Origin of the sequence: Curtobacterium sp. PhB78 (assembly GCF_003751685.1) — a bacterium.
Classification (GTDB): Bacteria; Actinomycetota; Actinomycetes; order Actinomycetales; family Microbacteriaceae; genus Curtobacterium.
Map to the genome: position 1 here is coordinate 186,960 of NZ_RKIA01000006.1, position 19,165 is coordinate 206,124.

General features: G+C 65.5%; 23 protein-coding genes and 1 pseudogene. 22 read left to right on the plus strand and 2 right to left on the minus strand.

Features of this window, described 5'->3' with window-relative positions:
- The first annotated feature begins 34 nt into the window (after window positions 1–34).
- The 17 genes from EDF53_RS15175 to EDF53_RS15245 all read left to right on the plus strand — a co-directional run bounded on the left by EDF53_RS15175 (window position 35) and on the right by EDF53_RS15245 (window position 14,068).
- Window positions 35–226 (plus strand): AlpA family transcriptional regulator, encoded by a 192-nt coding sequence (locus EDF53_RS15175; RefSeq protein ID WP_123294339.1) that lies wholly within the window; start codon window positions 35–37, stop codon window positions 224–226.
- A 408-nt stretch (window positions 227–634) separates the two neighbouring features.
- Window positions 635–997 carry a hypothetical protein gene (locus EDF53_RS15180; protein WP_123294340.1) on the plus strand — a complete coding sequence of 121 codons (363 nt, stop codon included), beginning with the start codon at window positions 635–637 and terminating at the stop codon, window positions 995–997.
- A complete protein-coding gene (locus tag EDF53_RS15185) occupies window positions 997–1,221 on the plus strand; it encodes a hypothetical protein (RefSeq protein WP_123294341.1) in 225 nt (74 codons plus the stop codon). The genes EDF53_RS15180 and EDF53_RS15185 overlap by 1 nt, the downstream gene beginning before the upstream one ends.
- Before the next feature lie 280 nt (window positions 1,222–1,501).
- On the plus strand, window positions 1,502–1,804 hold the full coding sequence (locus EDF53_RS15195; protein ID WP_148058362.1) for a hypothetical protein: 303 nt from the start codon (window positions 1,502–1,504) through the stop codon (window positions 1,802–1,804).
- Window positions 1,801–2,856, plus strand: a complete 1,056-nt coding sequence (locus tag EDF53_RS15200; RefSeq protein WP_123294344.1) for an AAA family ATPase — start codon at window positions 1,801–1,803, stop codon at window positions 2,854–2,856. The genes EDF53_RS15195 and EDF53_RS15200 overlap by 4 nt, the downstream gene beginning before the upstream one ends.
- Window positions 2,853–3,002, plus strand: a complete 150-nt coding sequence (locus EDF53_RS19440) for a hypothetical protein (RefSeq protein ID WP_166673230.1) — start codon at window positions 2,853–2,855, stop codon at window positions 3,000–3,002. The genes EDF53_RS15200 and EDF53_RS19440 overlap by 4 nt, the downstream gene beginning before the upstream one ends.
- Window positions 3,003–3,009: 7 nt before the next feature.
- Window positions 3,010–3,429: a hypothetical protein gene (locus EDF53_RS15205; RefSeq protein WP_123294345.1), complete on the plus strand. Its 420-nt coding sequence runs from the start codon at window positions 3,010–3,012 to the stop codon at window positions 3,427–3,429.
- Window positions 3,426–3,563 (plus strand): hypothetical protein, encoded by a 138-nt coding sequence (locus EDF53_RS19445; protein WP_185021073.1) that lies wholly within the window; start codon window positions 3,426–3,428, stop codon window positions 3,561–3,563. The genes EDF53_RS15205 and EDF53_RS19445 overlap by 4 nt, the downstream gene beginning before the upstream one ends.
- Window positions 3,564–3,579: 16 nt before the next feature.
- Entirely contained in the window at window positions 3,580–4,404 is an 825-nt protein-coding gene (locus EDF53_RS15210) for a hypothetical protein (RefSeq protein WP_123294346.1), read from the plus strand.
- A gap of 165 nt (window positions 4,405–4,569) precedes the next feature.
- Window positions 4,570–5,067, plus strand: coding sequence for a hypothetical protein (locus tag EDF53_RS19025; protein WP_148058363.1), 498 nt, complete (start codon window positions 4,570–4,572; stop codon window positions 5,065–5,067).
- A gap of 45 nt (window positions 5,068–5,112) precedes the next feature.
- Window positions 5,113–5,562 carry a hypothetical protein gene (locus EDF53_RS19030; protein ID WP_148058364.1) on the plus strand — a complete coding sequence of 150 codons (450 nt, stop codon included), beginning with the start codon at window positions 5,113–5,115 and terminating at the stop codon, window positions 5,560–5,562.
- Window positions 5,563–6,001: 439 nt separating this feature from the next.
- The gene (locus EDF53_RS15215) at window positions 6,002–9,874 is read left to right on the plus strand and encodes a phage tail tape measure protein (RefSeq protein ID WP_185021074.1); all 3,873 of its coding nucleotides are present in this window, start codon (window positions 6,002–6,004) and stop codon (window positions 9,872–9,874) included.
- A 121-nt stretch (window positions 9,875–9,995) separates the two neighbouring features.
- Window positions 9,996–11,441, plus strand: a complete 1,446-nt coding sequence (locus EDF53_RS15220) for a right-handed parallel beta-helix repeat-containing protein (protein WP_123294348.1) — start codon at window positions 9,996–9,998, stop codon at window positions 11,439–11,441.
- A gap of 96 nt (window positions 11,442–11,537) precedes the next feature.
- The gene (locus EDF53_RS15225; protein WP_123294349.1) at window positions 11,538–11,720 is read left to right on the plus strand and encodes a hypothetical protein; all 183 of its coding nucleotides are present in this window, start codon (window positions 11,538–11,540) and stop codon (window positions 11,718–11,720) included.
- A gap of 100 nt (window positions 11,721–11,820) precedes the next feature.
- Window positions 11,821–12,231 carry a hypothetical protein gene (locus EDF53_RS15230; RefSeq protein ID WP_123294350.1) on the plus strand — a complete coding sequence of 137 codons (411 nt, stop codon included), beginning with the start codon at window positions 11,821–11,823 and terminating at the stop codon, window positions 12,229–12,231.
- Window positions 12,232–12,587: 356 nt separating this feature from the next.
- On the plus strand, window positions 12,588–13,025 hold the full coding sequence (locus EDF53_RS19035) for a DUF6941 family protein (RefSeq protein WP_148058365.1): 438 nt from the start codon (window positions 12,588–12,590) through the stop codon (window positions 13,023–13,025).
- A gap of 626 nt (window positions 13,026–13,651) precedes the next feature.
- On the plus strand, window positions 13,652–14,068 hold the full coding sequence (locus EDF53_RS15245; RefSeq protein ID WP_123294353.1) for a hypothetical protein: 417 nt from the start codon (window positions 13,652–13,654) through the stop codon (window positions 14,066–14,068).
- A gap of 21 nt (window positions 14,069–14,089) precedes the next feature.
- Here EDF53_RS15245 and EDF53_RS19040 read toward each other — a convergent pair whose 3' ends face one another.
- A complete protein-coding gene (locus EDF53_RS19040; protein ID WP_148058366.1) occupies window positions 14,090–14,323 on the minus strand; it encodes a hypothetical protein in 234 nt (77 codons plus the stop codon).
- A 164-nt stretch (window positions 14,324–14,487) separates the two neighbouring features.
- On the opposite strand from EDF53_RS19040, the gene EDF53_RS19045 reads away from it, so the two are divergent.
- From EDF53_RS19045 to EDF53_RS15255, 3 genes and pseudogenes are all read left to right on the plus strand, one after another.
- Window positions 14,488–14,751, plus strand: a complete 264-nt coding sequence (locus EDF53_RS19045) for an AlpA family transcriptional regulator (protein WP_148058367.1) — start codon at window positions 14,488–14,490, stop codon at window positions 14,749–14,751.
- Between the two features lie 120 nt (window positions 14,752–14,871).
- A pseudogene (locus EDF53_RS15250) lies at window positions 14,872–15,036 on the plus strand (DUF779 domain-containing protein); the annotation flags it as partial.
- A 52-nt stretch (window positions 15,037–15,088) separates the two neighbouring features.
- Window positions 15,089–16,267 (plus strand): GAF domain-containing protein, encoded by a 1,179-nt coding sequence (locus EDF53_RS15255; protein ID WP_123294354.1) that lies wholly within the window; start codon window positions 15,089–15,091, stop codon window positions 16,265–16,267.
- Between the two features lie 79 nt (window positions 16,268–16,346).
- Here the strand turns inward: EDF53_RS15255 and EDF53_RS15260 are convergent, their stop codons facing one another.
- Window positions 16,347–16,829 (minus strand): hypothetical protein, encoded by a 483-nt coding sequence (locus tag EDF53_RS15260; protein ID WP_123294355.1) that lies wholly within the window; start codon window positions 16,827–16,829, stop codon window positions 16,347–16,349.
- A 147-nt stretch (window positions 16,830–16,976) separates the two neighbouring features.
- Here EDF53_RS15260 and EDF53_RS15265 point away from each other — a divergent pair, with 147 nt between their 5' ends.
- A complete protein-coding gene (locus EDF53_RS15265) occupies window positions 16,977–17,660 on the plus strand; it encodes a response regulator (RefSeq protein WP_243692451.1) in 684 nt (227 codons plus the stop codon).
- Complete coding sequence (locus tag EDF53_RS15270; RefSeq protein WP_123294357.1) at window positions 17,657–19,165, plus strand: HAMP domain-containing sensor histidine kinase; 1,509 nt, start codon at window positions 17,657–17,659, stop codon at window positions 19,163–19,165. Before EDF53_RS15265 ends, EDF53_RS15270 begins: the two co-directional genes overlap by 4 nt.

A 19,165-nucleotide genomic window follows, 5' to 3' on the forward strand; every position in this document is an offset into this window, starting at 1 on the left:
AACGTTGCACAGCCGCAACCGAAAGGATGTTCGAATGACCGCCCCAGCAGTGCTTCTCACCATCGACGAAGCAGCCAAGCGCATCCGCCGCTCACCAGCCGCGCTGCGATACATGGTCCACAAGGGAACCGCGCCTCGCTCAGCCCTCCTAGCCGGACGCCGGGTGTTCAAAGAGGCCGACATCGATGCCTGGGTTGAACAGGCGTTCGCTCAGGAGGCGTCCTGAACCTGCCAGACCGCGCGATCGACGAAAGTCTCGCGCCTCCCGCCTACGGCGACCCGACCGGCGAACAGGCCGTCAGGAACATCCTGACTGGTGCCGACTGGTCACCCCGCGCCGACTGGAAACTAGTCGGACCGTGGCGCGACGAGCAGCCCATCACAGTGCTACTCGACTCGCGCCTCGCCCTGGAGATCATGCAACTCATCGGTCGCCAAGCCGAGGTGAAGCAGAGCCGAAGCGGCAAGAGTACGCGCGCTCGTCTCAAGAAGAAGGCCCCAGGTGCGCCAACACCCGGGGCCACGTCCAACCAGTAACTAACACGAAACCGAAGGACAGAAGACATTGTCTCTCAACAACACGATCATCTCACGTCCCACTGACATCCACGCAAGCGCCCCTTCGGGGGACGCCGTGGCAGCTCGAGTCGGGACACCGACGCTCGAGCTGAAGGGCTGGCACCACAAGCAGTGGAAGCGGCCCGACCCCAACAACCTCTACAGGATCATCACCACCCACCGCATGTACGACGGTGGTCGCGAAGAGATCAGTGCGATGCCAGACGCCACGACCTGGGGTCACCTCACGCCTGTCGAGTACCAGCTGCACACAACCCCCGGATACCAGTGGGGAGATGACCCCGAAGACGAGCCGATCAGCCGCCCACGGGAGTTCGTCATGACGTACGTCGGGTTGTACAAGCTCGTCGGCTATTCCTTCGACTCGCAAGAAGGGGTCATGACCGGGCAGTTCAAGCGAGTCGAGGTGGGGTTCTGATGGACGACGTGATCAAGCTCGTCGAAGTCGAGACGACCGCCACTGGTCGCGCGGAAGTGATCATCGATGCTCAGCCGAGCCAGTTCAGCGATGGCTACTCGATCATCCTGACCCCTTCAGAAGCGCTGCGATTGGCTCACGCCATCGTCGCCCGCGTCTCCGATGTGCGGACACAGCCGCTCGCAGTGCCCATGCTGGTCCCAACCCTGCAGGTGGCTGCCTGATGCCCGCGGGCAAGACGACAGTCGACGGGTTCGCGGTGCTCGCCATCAACGGTGTCGTCGGATTCCGTGCGGAACGGCCCCTGACGGAGCTAGCGGGGGACCAGGCACGACGCCTGGCCATCTGCCTCCTTGAAGCTGCGCAAGACGCTGAACGCCCGGAGCCGCCTGAGTGGCCGTAGGCCAGTCCGGCACCAGGAAGCCCCCAGATCCTCACTACGAGGACGAGGGGGCTTTCTCGTACCCGGACGCCATCGCCCTTTCGCCGGCCGCAGAGCGATACATGCACCAGCTCGCGATCGACCTCACGGCCGGCGTCGTCGAGCTCAGGCAACTACCGCCCTCACTTCGGCAGTTCTACGTCTTCGCGTTCGAGCAAGGGAGCGCGTCACGGCAAGCCGAGATTGACCAGGCCAACGACGACGCAGACCGGCTCTACGCCGAAGTCTGCCGACGCCAGCCCTCACGAGAACACGAGACCACCAACGCCTTCCTCGAGGCGCAGAAGCACCGCGGCGCAGAAGCCGCAGCCAAACGAGCGGCCGACATCCGCGCCCAGATCTACTCCGGACAGGAGACTCCATGACCCGACCCCCAACCACCTTCGATGCCCGCTGGCTGATGGAGCAGAACTTCCCGCCCACCCAGTACGTCGTTCCCGGCATCATCCCCGAAGGGATGACTCTGCTCGTCGCTGCCCCGAAGATCGGAAAGAGCTGGCTGGTTCTGGGGCTGGCCCTCGACCTGCACATCGGCGTGAAGGCGCTCGGGGGCATCCCGACAGGTGCCCCTCGCCCAGTGCTGTACCTCGCGCTCGAAGACGGCCCCCGACGCCTGCAGCAGCGGATCCGGACACTCAACCCAGAGATGACGACACCCCGCCTCGAGTTCGAAACGACCCTCGAGAGCGGACAAGTCGTGCCGCGCATCGAAGAGTTCATGGCGCGCAACGTCAACCAGAACCCAGTCGTCATCCTCGACACCCTCGGGAAGGTGCTCCCCAGCACCGCCACCACTAAGTCGCAGTATGCCGCCGACTACGACTTCCTAGGCGCGCTCAAAGCGACCACGGACGCCGAACCGGGCTCATCCCTCATCATCGTCCACCACACCAGGAAGAGCGGCGGAGACGACTTTCTGGACGCCGTGAGCGGCACCCAGGGCATCGCGGGCGCAGCAGACACAGTGCTCGTGCTCAGACGAGACCGGCAAGAGCAGAACGCCACTCTGCACGTCACCTCCCGTGACGCGAAGGAAGGCGAGTACGCGATGCTGCTCTCCGACAACGGGGCCTGGACGCTCAACGGCGGAGGGCTTGAAGCGGCACGGGCAGCAGCAGAAGCGATCAAGGTGTCCGACGGCGTGGGTGACCGCATGGCCGACATCATCGCCGCGGTGTACCAGGCAAGTGAGTCCGTCTCTCGACAGGAGCTGCAGCATCTGCTCCCGGCGATCCCGGTCCAGCAGCTTGACGTGTACCTCAAGCGCGCGGTGGACAGCAACCGGCTGGCGAAGGTTGCAAGAGGCCTCTATGGCCCTGTTAGTTCCGTTAGATCTGTTAGTTCCGAAGAGGGTTCTAACACTTCTAACGCTTCTAACACCCCCTACGAGAGCGACGTGTTCGAGGGCGTGGCATGAATCCGATCACCGTCGCCTGCCCCGACTGCTCTGCCGCAGCAGTCATCGACATCTCAGGCACCGGCATCACCCACGCCGTCCTCGAGCACGACGAGACGTGCCCACGACTCAACCACCCAGCCTTCGGGCTGCACCACGATCGTTAGGACCCCGATGACCGACGCAAGCCGCGAATGGCTGAAGACCTACCTCGCCGAGCTCGAGACAGCCGGCAACAAGCTGCTCACCCAGATCTACGAAGACAAGAACGGCATCCCGAGCACGGTCGTGGGCGGCGGATCCATCGGGCTTGCCGGCTACGCCCTCGCCACCCAAATCTCTGTCACGACCGCCGACCCCCAAGAGCTCGTCAATCTCGTCGTCGAGCATCGCGCCCACGCCGAGAAGAAGCTCGGCCCGGACGCATGGCCCGACGTTGCCTTCGGCGCACTTCTCCACCTCGCATGCCTGTACCTCGAGCCGGCATACCGCGTCACCGACACCACAGACGTCGACCTGCGAGGTGCCGCACAGCAGTGGTGGCAGACCTTCGCAGATGCCATCGACGCCAACCCAGAAGAGAGCAACGCATGACCGACCATGACGACCTCATCAAGCGCGTCCTCGACGACATCAAGCACGACGAAGAGCAGCGACGAGACGGCTCCAAGCCTGACCCCACCGCAGACCTCGACGACTTCGCCCGCCGAGCATTCGGCACCCACTGATCCCGCTAGGAGAACCATGAGCATCGAACTGAACACTGAAGCCGCACAGCGAGCAGCTGAGCTGAAGGCCCGTCTGCAGGAACTTACCGACCGCAAGGAAGAGTACGAAGCCCTCGCACTCGACGGACACATGACCCCTGCGGCCGTCACCGAGCTCGAAGGGGAACGCCGCTTTGCTCAGATGCGAGCGGAAGCAGCCGAACGAGCTGCGCGGCAGGAGCGCGACGCCCTCGGGAGCAACGAGAAGCTGACGACGGCGCTCAACGACTTCCTGGCCGACAACCAGATCTCAGTGGAAGCACTGCACGAAGGGCTCGCCGCAATCACCGCTGCCGTCGACCACTTCATGGCGCGAGTGTCAGCACGCGACGAAGCAGTGAAGACGTGGACACGCACTCTGCGCAGCCTCGGGGTGCCGGACACGGGCCTCACAGTCGACGGTCTCGACGTCGCGATCACCCGCAACGGACAGGTGAGCATCGGCGACCGCACCGTCAACCTGACCGGAGGAGTAGACGCACTGATCCTCGGCGCGCTGCCTGCACGCATCGGTTCGACGCGGGTTGCCGCCGACTCTCTCGACGCTTTCGACCGACGACAGAGCAGCAACCACCTCGAGGTGAAGGTCACCAAGGCCATCGGAGGCAAGTCAGCCGGCGATGTGCTGAGCACTCGGAAGGGCTACGCGGCCAGCCAGCTCGCCCGCATGGTGCACAGCGGGCACGCTGATGTGACGAGTGGCGAGTTGCCTAAGCCCGACCTGACGGAGCAGCAGCTGATCGCCAGCCGCGACGCCGAGCAGGGGCGACAGGCGGAGATCGCAGCAACGCGCATCCCCTAAGTCACCTATCGGCAGTGCACGGCACTCGACCACCGCGTGCAGCCGGAGTACGGGAGGCACCAAGGGAAGTGCTCGATGGTGGACCGCAAGGCTTGGGTACGTGACCCCCGTTTGGGGGTCACGTACCCGAGTGATGTTCGGATCAAAGGTAGATAGTCTCAGGAAGTGGACACCGTGATGAAAGCTCCGAAGCGTGCCGCTTCGCGCTCGCACCGTGCGGACGGTCCCTCCGGCGCTCGCACCTCACGAACGTGGGAGCTCGTCCCTTCGTCCGAGGATGAGAGCCAATCTATCATTCGAATGCTCTCGGAATACAGCGCAAGTCGCCACTATCTAATGCGTCGCAAGAGCTACATTGAAGCGCAATATCGGAGAGCGGTAGTCAGCTTTATTGTCGCTGTAACGGTTTCTGGTGCGCTACTCATAACCGGCGCGGTCTTCACTCTGCTTACCGGGCTATCTTCTGCTTCAAGCTATACCGCCGTTGGGGTTGCTGCCTTTGCGCTTTGCGCGATTGTGCCGACCTATGTTCTCTTTCGACAAGTTACTCGTAGGCGCGAACTCATGCTCCGAAACGAATTGCTGCAGGCTCAAGTAGCGGTTGAACAGTACCGGCGGCTTCGCGCTAACCTGACCAATGTCGAAGACCGAAAGTCCGCTTAGCTTTTGACAGCTCCGAACCCCGCACCCGCAAGCAGCGCTGCTCCGGTGCCCGCATTAAATGATCAGCAACAGCGCCTCGTCGATGCATCGCTCATGGTCGATGCCTACACGAAGCGTCGTCGCAAGAAGGCCGTCACGATTCATAGTGCCGAAGCTGAATATCTTGCGGAATTGCCACACGATCTCACAATCGAAATCGGAAACTTGGCAGTGCTACGTGCTCAGATGCGTGGCGAAACCTATATGCAACGCACGGATATCGACTGGGCTGCCGAGCAAATGCTGAGTGGCCGTAAAGCCAACCCTTGGCCGAACTTCGCAACGGGTTTTGGCGGAGCGGTAGCGGGATTCGGAGCGCCCTACATTATCGATGCTTTGACGTCGAAGGTCACGGACATAAATACCTTCAGTTTGACCGTAGGCATCATCGCGTTCGTTGTCGGAGCAGCAGCAGCCTCTACCGGTGCAACGGCAATCATTCAGCGCCGAGCCTGAGCGTTCCTCGCGGGGGTGGGGGGCACTCCGATATGTAATATATCTTCACCGCCGGATAGCAATCCCCATCCAGCGACCGGTGATATCTGGTTTTTTCGGCCCATCATGCCCTGAGTGGGCGCATTTAGGCCTCTGGTAGCCAACGATTCCACCCCTGGGGGGCGTTGTGTGGTGGCTGCCAATCCCTGCGTTTGTGCGGTTCGTTCGTAGCGACCGCCTACGCGTAGTGGGTTCCCGATCGGAATCGCCCCGCCATGTCTTCTACTGATGTGGCGGGGCGATTTGGCGTTCAAAACGCCCGTTCTGGCCCCTTTTCGCGATAGAATTGACCTAGAAATACGCCCGCCGGAACACCCGGGCATGAACGAGATTCGAGATCTCGGCATGCCAGTTCCGGCGGGCTTTTGCGTGCCGATTTCTCCTGGCCGAAGGAGAGATGATGGCCGAGAGGGTTGTGCAAGTCACGATCCGTGCCGCGATTGACAACTACGTCAAAGGCATGGAGAAGGTCCGCAAGGCGACTGCTGACACGGCGAAGGAATCCGACAAGCTCGAGAAGGTCGGGCAGGCAGCGGAACGCGTTGGCGGCTCCCTGCTGACGATGGGCGCGGCGGCGACGGGCTCTGTTCTGATCGTCACGAAGATGGCTGCCGATTTCGACGCGCAGATGTCCAAGGTCCAGGCGGCAACGAACGCCTCGGCGTCTGAGATGGACAAGTTCCGCAACCAGGCCCTAACTGCTGGTGCTGCGTTCGGGTATACGGCGACGCAGGTCACTGAGGCGCAGGTGGAGCTTGGTAAGGCTGGTCTCGCGACGAAGGACATCCTCGGGGGTGGCCTGACTGGTGTTCTGGCTCTGGCGGCGTCGGACAATGTGGATCTCGGTAAGGCGACGCAGATCGCTGCGGTCGCGATGAAGCAGTTCAACCTTGCCGGTTCTGACGTTCCGCACATCGCTGACCTGCTTGCTGCTGGTGCCGGTAAGGCGCTGGGTGGCGTGCAGGAGCTTGGTGATGCGCTGAACCAGTCGGGTCTGGTGGCGTCGAACTTCGGCTTCTCGATCGAGGAAACGACGGGTGTGCTGTCGTCGTTCGCGGATGCTGGTCTGCTGGGTTCTGACGCTGGTACGTCGCTGAAGAGCATGTTGCAGATGCTGGCGAATCCGTCGAAGGAGTCGGCGCAGCTGATGAAGTCTCTCGGCATCAACGTTGAGGACGCAAACGGGTCGTTCCTGGGTGCTGCTGACATCGCTCAGGTGCTGCACGATCGCCTGTCGACCCTCAGTGATGCTCAGCGCCAGCAGGCCCTGTCGCAGATTTTCGGCGCGGACGCGGTGCGAGCGGCGACGGTGCTGTACAAGGAGGGTGCTGATGGCATCCAGCAGTACATCGACCAGAACAACGACGCCGGCTACGCGGTTGACCAGGCGGCGAAGAAGTCGAACAACCTCAACGGAGATCTGAGCAAGCTGAAGTCGGCGTTCCAGGCCGGCCTGATCGAGTCGGGGACCTCCGCGAGCAGCGCCCTGCGTCCTCTCGTGCAGGACATGACCTCGTTCATCCAGAAGGTGCGGGAGCTTCCGGAGCCGCTGAAGGCGACAGCCCTCGGCGCGACAGGCGTCGTCGGCGCAGCTGGGCTTCTTGGCGGCGGTCTGCTCCTGGCCGTCCCGAAGATCGTCGAGTTCCGGTCCGCGATGGCGACGCTCCGGGCGAGTGGCATCACGGGACGTGCGGCGCTGAGTTCCATGTCCGGCTTCCTCGGCGGTCCGTGGGTCGGAGGTGTTGCCCTCGGTGTCACCGCAGTCGCGCTGCTGAACACGGAGCTCGAGAAGCTGAAGGCTGACAGCTCCGAGATCACGCACACGCTCAAGTCGGCTTCATCTGCTGCTGAGATTTACAAGACGCTCGGCAAGGGTCAGCTCTCTGCCGGCATCGATGGCAGCGTGAAGGACCAGCTGAAGGACATGGACGCTGCTCTGCAGTCGTTCGCATCCCACAACAGCTCAAACGGCTTCCAAGCCATCCTGACGCGATTCACCAACACCGACTTCAACCAGGGCGTCAACGCGCTGCGTGACATCAACGCGGAGATGGGCCAGCTCGCACAGACTGACCCGTCGAAGGCGGTCCGGGCGTTCGAGCTGCTGGCTGAGCAGACGGACGGGTCGCAGAAGTCGCTGCACCGCCTGGTTGACGCGATCGGTGGCGACTACCGATCCGCACTCGTGCAGCAGGCGGACGCTCTTGGCATCACGGCGAACGACACGAACCTCGTGAAGCTCGCGATGGGTCAGTACGCGGATGCGGCGAAGGGCGCGAAGCAGCCGACCGAGGACAACGCGGATGCTCTGAACGCGCTGCAGGGTGCTGCTAGCGAGGCGGCTCCGACCATCGATGAGGTGGCAAACGCGCTGCGGGCGCTGACGTCGCCGACCCTCGATGCTCGTGAGGCTAAGCGTCAGTTCCAGGCGGCGGTGGATGGCGTTACGGACTCTCTCAAGGAGAACGGCACGTCGCTGGACATCTCGACGGAGAAGGGGCGCAACAACCAGTCGGCGCTCGACGGGATCGCGCAGGCGGCTCAGAACGCTGCTGGCTCCATCTACGAGCAGACTGGCAACCAGCAGTCCGCCACCGCCGCGATGGAGCAGGGGCGAAGCGCACTCGTTGCAGCGCTCGGGCAGTACGGCATCACCGGGCAGGCCGCTCAGGACTACGCGGACAAGATCATCGGCACGCCTACGGACTGGGCAACTACGTTCCAGAACAACGCGCCTGCTGCTGGCGCGGCTGCGGACACGTACAAGGACAAGCTCAACGCTTTGCCGGCGGAGAAGCGCACGCAGATCAACGCGGCGACTGCCGCAGCCCAGAGCGCCATCCAAAGTGTCCTGAACTCGCTCGGCCTGATCCCGTCGCAGAAGACGATCACCATTACGACGAACCGGGTGACTGTCGGCACGGCGGAGAATACGAAGGGCATCTTCAAGAACAACCTCCGCGGATCCATCACCGACTACTACGCCAACGGTGGTGTGCGTGAGAACCATGTGGCGCAGATTGCTCCGGCTGGTGCGATGCGGTTGTGGGCCGAGCCGGAGACTGGTGGCGAGGCGTACATCCCGCTCGCACCGTCGAAGCGGAAGCGGTCCATCGCTATCTGGCAGGAGACAGGTCGTCGCCTGGATATGTACGCAGACGGCGGTATCGCTGCTCAGAAGGCCGCACAGAAGGCCGCAGATGCTCGCGCGAAGCTGGCCAAGGAACGTGCTGATGCGCGTGAGAAGGCTGAGGCTGCACGGCTTGCACGGCAGACGGATATTTATCAGTTCCGGACGTCGATGCGTACTGGGTCGTTGACGGGTATGTCGGCGGTGCAGGGTGCGTTTGGTATTGCGACGGATTCGAAGTATCCGGAGCGGTATCGGAATAGTGTGGCGCGGATTTCCGATCGGTCTGAGAAGGCGATGATCAAGTTGGAGAAGCGGTCTGATGCTGCTTCGAAGGCGGTTGAGAAGGCGTCGGATAAGCTCGACGGACTCAAGTCGTCGGCGTCATCGATGTCGTCTTCGATTTCCGGGAAGCTGTCTGATTTCTCGTACGGCGATTACCGGTCGTCGACTTCTCTGCTGCGTGGGTTGACGTCTCGTGCGTCGAAGTTGAAGCAGTTCCAGACGCTGCTGGTGACGTTGCGGAAGAACGGTCTCGCGCCGGCTCTTCTGAACGAGGTTGCGTCGCTTGGTGTTGATGAGGGTCTGCCGTTGGCGAAGTCGTTGGCGGCGTCGTCGAAGTCGCAGATTGCTGCTATCAACAGTCAGTACGGGTCGATTGGTAAGACGTCGGCTCAGATCGGTAATCAGGTTGCGGATGCGAACTTCGGGAAGCTGATTACGGCTGCTGAGAAGCAGTTGCGTGCGGCGAACAAGAACGCGTCGTCGATTACGCGTGCGATTAGTACGGAGTCGCGTCGTCTGCAGCGTCTGATTGGTAAGGCGCTTGGTGTTCCGGGGTATCAGGTTGGCGGGTACACGGGCGACGGGGCAACAGGTCAGGTTGCTGGTCTGGTGCACGGTCGCGAGTTCGTGATGAACGCGTATGCGACTGCTGCGAACCGTCCGCTGTTGGAGGCGATGAACCAGGGCGGCAACGTCCGGTACATGGATCCGACACGGATCGTGCAGGCGGCTCCGGCAGCGGGTGCTTCCTACACGCAGCACATCGATGTCAAGCCGATCGAGGGTGCATCTCCGCAGACCGTAGTTAGGGTGCTGGGCCGCGAACTCAGCCGTCAATTCGCAGGGATGGTCCAGTAGGTCGCGTCGCTCTCAACAACAGAAAAAGCACCGCCCCCTTTCACCAAGGGGGGGCGGTGCTTTATGTCAGGCCACTCATTGCTCGACAATCTCATTGTATCTTGACGAAGGAAGAACCACTATGGGCAACCCGCTACTCGTTTCCGTTGACTCCGACACTAAGCTCCCCCCTGCAGCCGTGATGGTGGCGCTACAGTCGGGTATCGCCTCGACACTCGCCGTCACCACTTCAACCACGGATGCGCAGGTCGCGTCGTGGCTCAACAGCGCCCTCCCCGGCACCGTCTGTCGACTGGTCGGGTCCATGACCACGACAGCCGGATTCGACATCCCAAACAACGTCACGCTCGACGGGTACGGTGCCACGATCACCGCAGCTGCCGCCAGCAATGCCCACACCATCCGTCTCGGCAACGGCAGCGGACTCATCGGGCTCAAGATCATCTCGTCGGCCGTGACCGCCGCGACTTACAACGCCGTGGAGATCAGTTCAAAGACCGACGCGCTGGTGCGAGATGTTGCGATCACCGGTTCCAAGCGCTGCGGCATCGAGGTCGCCAACTCCACGCGCTACAACCTGGTCAACAACAAGATCCGCAACAGTGCTGCTCAGGCGATCAACATCGTCAATTCCGACGCGGGCGTGGTCACCGGCAACTACATTGACACTGCCCTCCACGGGATCCAGTTCTGGGGTGGCGACTCATCGACGTCGAGCACGATCGGCATCCGAAACGTCCTCATCGCCAACAACAACGTCTCCAACGTCACCGGAGGAATCTGGGGGTCGCTCGGTCAGGGAATCGCCATCACCGGCAACCATGTCGAGAACTGCGCAGACGTCGGAATCGACTTCGAGGGATGCCAGGACAGCACCGCCACCGGCAACACTGTCCGAAACGCCACCACCGCCGGCCTCTCAGTGTTTTACGGATCAGTCAGCTGCACCTTCACCGGCAACACTGTCATCAACGACACTGCTGCCGGATTCGGGTTCAAGGCCGCAACGAGCAAGACAAACAGCGGCATCCGAGTCGTCGGCAACACGTTCCGATGCACCAATAACGGGGTCATCACCGCCGACACGGGAGCAATCACCGACTCCGCGTTCGCGAACAACACGATGGTGACCACGAAGTCCGGACAGTCAGGGTTCGTCACCTTCAACTGCTCGAACCTGCAGGTCCGCGGCAACCGCATCACCGTCTACCAGGCGTCCGGCATCGTCAACGTGGGCGGACCCCTGTGGAACGTGGACGACAACGACATCAACACGACCTCCGACACGTCCGCTGCGGCAGACACGGTGGCGGGCGTACGGATGCTCTGGCAGGACGGCACAAACAACGCGCAGAACTCGCACATCCACGGCAACCGGATCTGGGGCTTCAACAAGGGCATCGTCGACGACTGTGGCGGGGACAACACCTCGCACGCGTGGATCAAGGACAACCAGGTCAACACGATCCGGTACCGCGGAACCTACGGCAACGGTTACTACGGGATCATCGAATCGAACCGGCAGTACACCGACCCCAACACGGTCACCACGTCAAGCGCACTCTGAAGCAACGCCCCGCCCCTCACTTCGAGGGGCGGGGCGTTTCGTCGTGCACCTGTTTGGGGTGCTGCGCATGTCCGTGGAGAGCGAGAAGATGCCCGTATGGAGCTTCTCGCGATCGTTCTCTTCATCACCGGCATCTTCATCGCCTACTGGGTGGTGCACGCGGCCGTCCTCGCCGCGCTCAACGACCACTACAAGACGCGCGCGCACTTCGAAGCAACGGGGGAGTGGAAGCCGGGTCACTGGAACAGCAAGACAGTGCCGAAGCGTGTTAGCCACTAGCCCCCAGGGATCTGGCCGCACGCGGCCCACAGTGGCGCAACTGCCGGCAGGAGGGGCCACGGATACCTGAGAGAACGTCCGTACCGGCTACAGTCGTCTGGTGGCGACTGCGCAGGACGGTTCGGAGGTAGTGCTCCGTTTCTCACCGTTCCTCCCCGATCGCTTGTTGGAGAACGCGGAGGACACGTTCGCGGACGAGACGGAGCGCAAGCTGCCTTCGCCGAGGTATGGCGTCTCCGTCCTCGCGATGGCCCCAGAAGACGGGGAAGCCCTTCTGGACACGGTGCGTAGGATCGTCGCAACGACGTCGCTCGGTGGCAAGAAGGTCGCCGTCCTGACCGGGAATGAGCTTCGCGCGCACGGGTTTGATCTGGTGGCTGACGCCACCAAGATCGAACCTCAACATCACCTTGTCGGGGGTAGACCGTTCACGGCACCCCCAAAGGTAGACGAGCTAGCATCACTGATGCAGGATCGGATCACGAATCCTGCTTGGAAGGACGCGAAATGAACCGGGTACGAGTCGAAGTTGACCTGAACTCTGTACGCGAAGACGGGACGACTCGAGTTCGCCTTGCACGCGCTGATGGGGAGCTCCACCAGGGGCAGCTCGTCACCGCCTTCGAGAGTGAAGACGGTGTAGCGGGACTCGCGTACGTCGATCGGGTCGATCCTGCTACGGGATATGCCTTCCTCTTGATCAACCGGGCTTCCCTCCGCGACGACGACCCCTCAGTTGGAGCCGTGGACCTCGCTCGTAACATGAACAGGGCGGTTGCATCCGTGGCGAACCAGCAAGCTGCGGGCGCGTCGACGGGCGCGAAGGTCCGCCGAGCAGCGTTGCGACGGACCCACTAGCCTGTAAGCGTGATTCATCTAGGGGCCGCACTTCTCTGCGATGCAGTAACGGTTCGAGAGAACCTGCTCCACGTGCTTGGCGGCGGGGTGACCCGCTTGCCTCGCCCCGGTTTCCCCGCTCCGCTGGCGGCCGAAGTTGCACTCCTTCTGTACGTCGACGGTGAACCCGGTGTCGAGGTCACGCACAGGGTGACAGGCGAGTGCCGTCTACGCGGTACTGACGATGCTCCGATCTTCGCGTTCGAATACACGCTGAGGACAGTGCTCGGGTCCGAAGAAGGAGCGCAATCCGTCTCTGCGGTGCTTCCCCTGGGCAACGTAGGTGTTCCGGCCGCCGGAGCCTACGAGATCACGATCTCCGTCGACGAGATGCCGGTCGGTAGGATCCCCTTCACGGCCATCCTGGATGAGACGCTTCTTCCGTCCTGGGACGATCCAGCGAACTAAGCGGCCCGAATCGCGTCTCGCCAAATCCAAGCGCACTGAGCCGCTTGCGAGAACCCCCACTCCACCAGCACTGCCCTTTCCGTGTAGGCGATGGCCCGTGCTTCGACCTCGAGGATGCGGTCAGGGAACTGCACCCACGCCAGTACCGGGTCGGGCGGTGTGACGTCGTAGTCCGGGCCACCACGCGCGATCTCGGGGAGGGAGTACGCTGCCCCCAACGCCCACCTGTCGCGACGCCTACGGGCCATCAGCGTGCCCGTGGGGCGAGAGCGCGGCGCGTGACCTGCTCTCGAGCAACAAGCACCTGCTGCAGCCGCCCCTGCCACGCGGTCTGTACGAGCACAGCAGACTCCGACTCAGCTGCTGCGAAGCACTTGAGGTGCAGCAGCCCAACGCTCACGAACTCGATGTCAGCCCACACTGGGGCGACAGGATCGAGTGTCCGGAGCTCGCCCGCGGTTGCAGCGTCCAGCGTTACGGGTTGATGCAGGGTGACATCGGGATGCTCCGGGGGAGCCCACTTGTGCTCGGGCATGTGTCAATGATGCGAAGAGCCACCGACACCTCCCGCTGGCCGCCCGAACTGGGGCATGCTGGTCAAAGTTGAGAAACCCTATGCTTCGACTATGAAGCGCGCCCTCACCACCCTGGCCATCGCAAGCATCGCCATCGTCGGCGTAGCGGGGTGTGCGAAGCAGGAACCGCCCACACCGCGCTTCAAGACCGCGGTATCGAAGTGCGAACTCAAGGGCAAAGACGGTGTGGAGTACGCCGACAAGGGCGTCTCCCTCATCCTCTCCACTGCGGCCGACGACGATGTGGACGTCGAGTCGGACGAGGCCAACATCCTCAACGTCATGTGTGTCCTGAAGCGCGTCAAGGCGAGCGCAGCACTGCAGGACCGGATGCTCAGCACCCGCGCCCTCGACGGGATGCAAGAGGCAACCTTCCGAGGCATCCATGCATCGTGGACGTACCACCCCGACAACGGCTTCAACCTGAGCCTCGAGGACGAGCGGCTCGCGAAGATCCTCGACGAGTAGCCCGTGCAACGGCCCTGACCTCTAGGTCCCTACTGATTCCCGATCCTTCAGCGGCAGGAACCATTCGATCGGGCGACCAGTCAGGTACGCGACAAGGACTACTTCATTCACGGTCCATCGCTGTCCGGTTCTGATCTTCCGGTCCAGCCCGCCCCGAGACAGGCCCATCTGGTCGGCGGCTGCCCGAAGGCTGATGCGCTTGTGTCCGAGTGCCACGCGAATGCGCCGGCTGACGTGCAGGTTGAGATCACTCATGAGCCCAGCTTCACCAGGGGCTTGCACCGTACGGATGCAGCCGTACGGCTGACGCTCAGGAAGGACTGGGGCAGCCCCGATCTGACGATCGCAGCGGTGTCGAAGACATGCCAAGGGTCTGCGACATACCAGGTCGTGTCGCGTTCCGGACTTACTGTGCCGACATGGACGACGAAGCGATGGACATTCATGACCTTGCACGGTGGCTCAAGATCTCTGAAGCCAAGGCGTATGAGCTCGCAACCGACCCGATGTTCCCTTCTTTCCGTGTGGGGAACCGCCACCGCTTCTGGCCCTCCGAGGTCAAAGCGCACCTTCAGCGTGAGCGTGAGCAGCGGGATCCATGGAAGCAGTCACCGCAGTCTCTAGGCCGTCGCCGTAAGAGGGATGGCGCAGCACCGTCACAGCTCAGGCAGATGCGCTCCTAGTCCGCAAGAAGTCCGCAGAAGCGGCTCGAACGTGCTCCGACGAACAACCCCCGACAACCAATAGATGCGCACCAGACCGGGGCTCGCAACCACTGCCCCCTTCAGGCAATTGCCACGACTGAGTACTGGAAGTACACGCACCTGACGATCGACGTCGTCGACGGTCGCGGCGGCGGGTTCTCGGTCGAGAGCCCCGAGGGCAAGCGGTTCCTGACCCGGTCGCGGATGTTCGACGACGCCGAGCTGGCGGATCTCGGCCTGGTCCCGGTCGCGCACCGGACGTAGGCTGGCCGTACTCGTCGCGACGGTGCGGCGGGTGGGGTCGATCGGAGGACGCATGCGCGCACCCGACCGGCTCCGCCCGCTCGTCGCCGCGTCCTGGCGACGGTCCGCGGCGGTCGACCCGGACGGCGTGCCATCGCTTGCACTCGGTGACGATGAGCTCGACGCCGCCCGCCGGGACGGCCCCCTCGCCACCCTGCTGCCCGTGGTCCGGCACCTGCTGCTCGACGACACCCGGTCCGCCGGCTGCGTCCTGGCCGTCGGCGACGCCTCCGGTCGGCTCGTGTGGGTCGACGGCGCGCGGACGGCCCGACGTGCGGCCGAGGACATGGGCTTCGTCCCCGGGGCCGACTGGGCCGAGGACCGCGTCGGCACGAGCGCGCCCGGTACCGCCCTGCGGCTCGACCGGCCGGTGCAGATCCGCTCCGACGAGCACTACGCCAACGCCGTCAAGCCGTGGTCGTGCACCGCAGTGCCCGTGCACGACGCTCACGGTGCCACCGTCGGCGTGCTCGACCTGACGGGCGACGACCGGGCCGTCGAACGGCACACCCTCTCGCTCCTCACCGCCACGGTCGCCGCCGCCGAGGCGCAGCTCGCCCTGGCCGCGAGCCGGTTCCCGAGGCCCGACGCGTCGACGCCGCGCGCACCCGGCGCGGAACTGTCGGTCCTCGGCACCGACACCGCCGTCCTGCGCGTCCACGACCGCCGGGTCCACCTGTCCGCGCGGCACTCCGAGCTCCTGGTCGTCCTCGCCGCCCACCCCGACGGGTTGGCGGCCGCCGACCTCGCGCACGCCGTGTACGGCGACGCCGGCGCCGTCGTGACGCTGCGCGCCGAGGTGGTGCGGCTCCGACGGGTCCTCGCGGAGCACGCGTCGGGCGTGACCGTGACGTCGCGACCGTACCGGGTGACCGGGATGGCGACCGACGTCGACACCGTGCTGTCCGCGCTCGACCGCGGGGCGCGCCTCCAGGCCGTCGACCGCTACACCGGGCCCGTCCTGCCGGGGTCGGCTGCGCCGGGGGTGGACGCCGTGCGCGACCTGGTGCGCGGTCGGTTCCGCGAGTCGGTCGTCGCGGACGGCAGCGTCGAAGCGCTGCTCGCGTGGGCGCGGACGCCGGACGGGGCGGCAGACGCGCGCGTGCTCCGCGCGCTGCTCGCGGTCCTGCCGCGGCGGTCGCCGCGACGAGCCGGTCTCGTGGCGGCGATCGAGGCGCTCGAGGGTCCCTGAACCGGTCGGGACGACCCGGCCTGGAGGCACGCCCCGCGCGGTCGGGACCGCCGACGGTGCGCGCCTCCCGGCCTGGTGATCAGGAGCCGGAGGTCGGCGTCGGCGTGGTGGTCGCGTCGGGCGTCGGCGGGGTGGGTGCCGTGGGCTTCGCACCGTCCTTCGGTGGGGCGGGTGCCGTGGGCTTCGCACCGTCCTTCGGCGGGGTGGGTGCCTTTCCCTCGTCGCCCTTCGGCGGCACGGGCACCGTCGCGGTGTCGCCGGCCTTCGGCAGCGACGTGCAGCCGGGGGCCGTCACGGGCCCGCCCTCGGGTGGTGCGGGCACCGTCGCGCTGTCGCCGTCCGACGGAACCGGGGCCGGTGTGGTCGCGCTGTCCGGTGCACCGCTCGGTGCACCGGTCGGGGCGCTCGGCGCCGGGGTGGTCGTCGCGGCGTTCGCCGTGGCGATGCCGAACCCGCCGAGCACCAGCACCGCGGCTGCGGCCGTGCCGATCCCGACCCGTCGCAGGAGTGCGCCGCGTCGCGGGGTGGCGGTGGTGGTCGAGTCGTCTCGTTCGTCGAGCATGGTGGTTCCGTTCCGTGACCGGGCGGATCCGGGTGATCCGCCGCTGGAGACGACGCTCGAGTCCGAATCTGAAGCATGCCTGAAGCACAGGGGTTCTCCAGCGTCCTCCATGCTCGGTGGCCGCCGGAGCGTCCTACGGTGTCCGCCGTGCCTGTTCCCGCTCGAATCCTGGTCGTCGACGACGACGACTCCATCCGGACCTCCGTCGCGACGACCTTGCGTGCGGAGGGCTTCTCGGTCGCCGAGGCATCCGACGGACGCGACCTCGTCGAGGACCTCCGACGCGCCGCACCCGACCTCGTCCTGTTGGACTGGATGCTGCCCGGGCCGAGCGGCATCGTGCTCGCCGGCCGGGTGCGCTCCACCTCGGACGCCGCCGTCGTCATGATGACCGCGCGGGACGAGCTCGACGAGCGCTTGCGCGGCTTCGCCGAGGGTGCCGACGACTACGTGGTGAAGCCGTTCGCGATGGCCGAGCTGGTGGCGCGGGTGACGGCGGTGCTCCGGCGGCGCGGGCGGATCCCGTCGGTCGTCGAGGTCGGCGACCTCGTCCTCGACCCGGACGCCGCCACCGCTCGGCGTGCCGGGGTCCTGCTCGACCTCACCGCGACGGAGTTCCGCCTGCTGCGGTTCCTCGCCGAGAGCCGGGGCCGCACCGTGTCGAAGGGGCAGATCACGACGCAGGTGTGGGGCTACGACGACGTCGCGGCGAACGTCGTCGAGGTCCACCTCAGCGCCCTCCGACGCAAGATGGAGGCGCACGGGCCGCGGCTCGTGCACACCGTCCGCGGCCTCGGGTACCGGCTGAGCGACGAGCGGACGGCGGCGTGAGGGTCCACGACGGTGCGCTCCGCACGACCTCGTTGCGGCTGCGCACGGTCGTCGCGATCGTGGTCCTGCTCGCGGTGCTGCTCGCCGGGCTGGCGGTCGCTGTCGAGGTGCTGCTCGGCATCCGACTGCGCGCCCAGGCCGAGGACCGGCTCCGTGACCGGGCGTCGGCCGCCGCGGCGCTCGTCGGGACCGTCGACGCCGAGGACCTCGCCGACCGGCTCTCCGCGCAGGGGCTGTCGGTGCGCATCGTCCGGCCGGACGGCGGGGCCGTCGAGGCCGGTCCGACGCCGGACCAGCTGCGGACGGGCCCGCCGGACCCCGGCAGCCTGCCGGCAACGGTTCCGCGCGGCAGCGCACTCGTCGGCGGGACCACACCCACGGCCGCGGCGACGCCGACGACCACCGAGGACGGCGCCACGGTCACGTCGTCGTCCGTGCGCGAGGACGACGGGGTGCTCACCCTCGTGAGCCGACTCGACGACGGCACCCGCATCACGCTGACCGTCGGCACCCGCGACGTGCAGGACACCCTGGTGCAGCTCGGCTGGGTCATGGGCGGTGCCTCCGCGGCGTTCCTCGGGGTCGCCGTGCTCGGTGTGGTGCTCGTCGTCCGCCGGTCCCTGCGGCCGCTCGACGAGATGGCGACCACCGCGCGGTCGATCGCGGGCGGCGACCGCGGACGGCGACTCCGGCCCTCGCGGCAGGACACCGAGATCGGTCGCGTCGCCGTCGCCCTGGACGAGATGCTCGACGCCGTCGAGGGCGCGGAGCGTGAGGCCGTCGCCGCGGAGGCACGGGTCCGCTCGTTCCTCTCCGACGCCGCGCACGAGCTGCGGACGCCGGTCGCCGGGGTCCGGGCAGCGGCTGACACACTCGTGCGCGACGGTGGCGGCGACGTCGCCACGCGCGAGGTGCTCGCCGTGCACGTCGTCCGCCAGGCCGACCGAGCCGCACGGCTCATCGAGGACATGCTCACGATGGCCCGGCTCGACCGGGGGATCGAACTCGACCGACGACCGGTGGACCTCGGCGCCTTCCTGGTGGCGGAGGGCGACCGGCTGCGGGTGCGGCTGCCGTCCGTCGCGCTCGAGGTCGTGGTTCCCGAGCGGCCCGTGTGCGCCGACGTCGACCCCGAGCGGCTCGCCCAGGTCGTCGGGAACCTCGTCGACAACGCCGCCCGCGCTGCCGGACCCGCCGGCCGGATCGTCGTCTCCCTCGACGACCGGGGAGCGGGCCCCGTGCTCCGGGTGGCGGACGACGGTCCGGGCATCCCGGCCCAGGACCGCGTGCGGGTGTTCGACCGACTCGTCCGCCTCGAAGCCGCTCGCGACACCCGTTCCGGCGGGGCCGGACTGGGCCTGCCGATCGCACGGGGCATCGCCGAGGCGCACGGCGGGTCCCTGCAGCACGGCGACGACCGCGAAGGCGGCGAGGGCGACGTGCTCGGCGGTGCGGTGTTCGAGCTGCGGCTACCGGCGGCGGTCGAGGGGCGGGGGCCCTGCTAG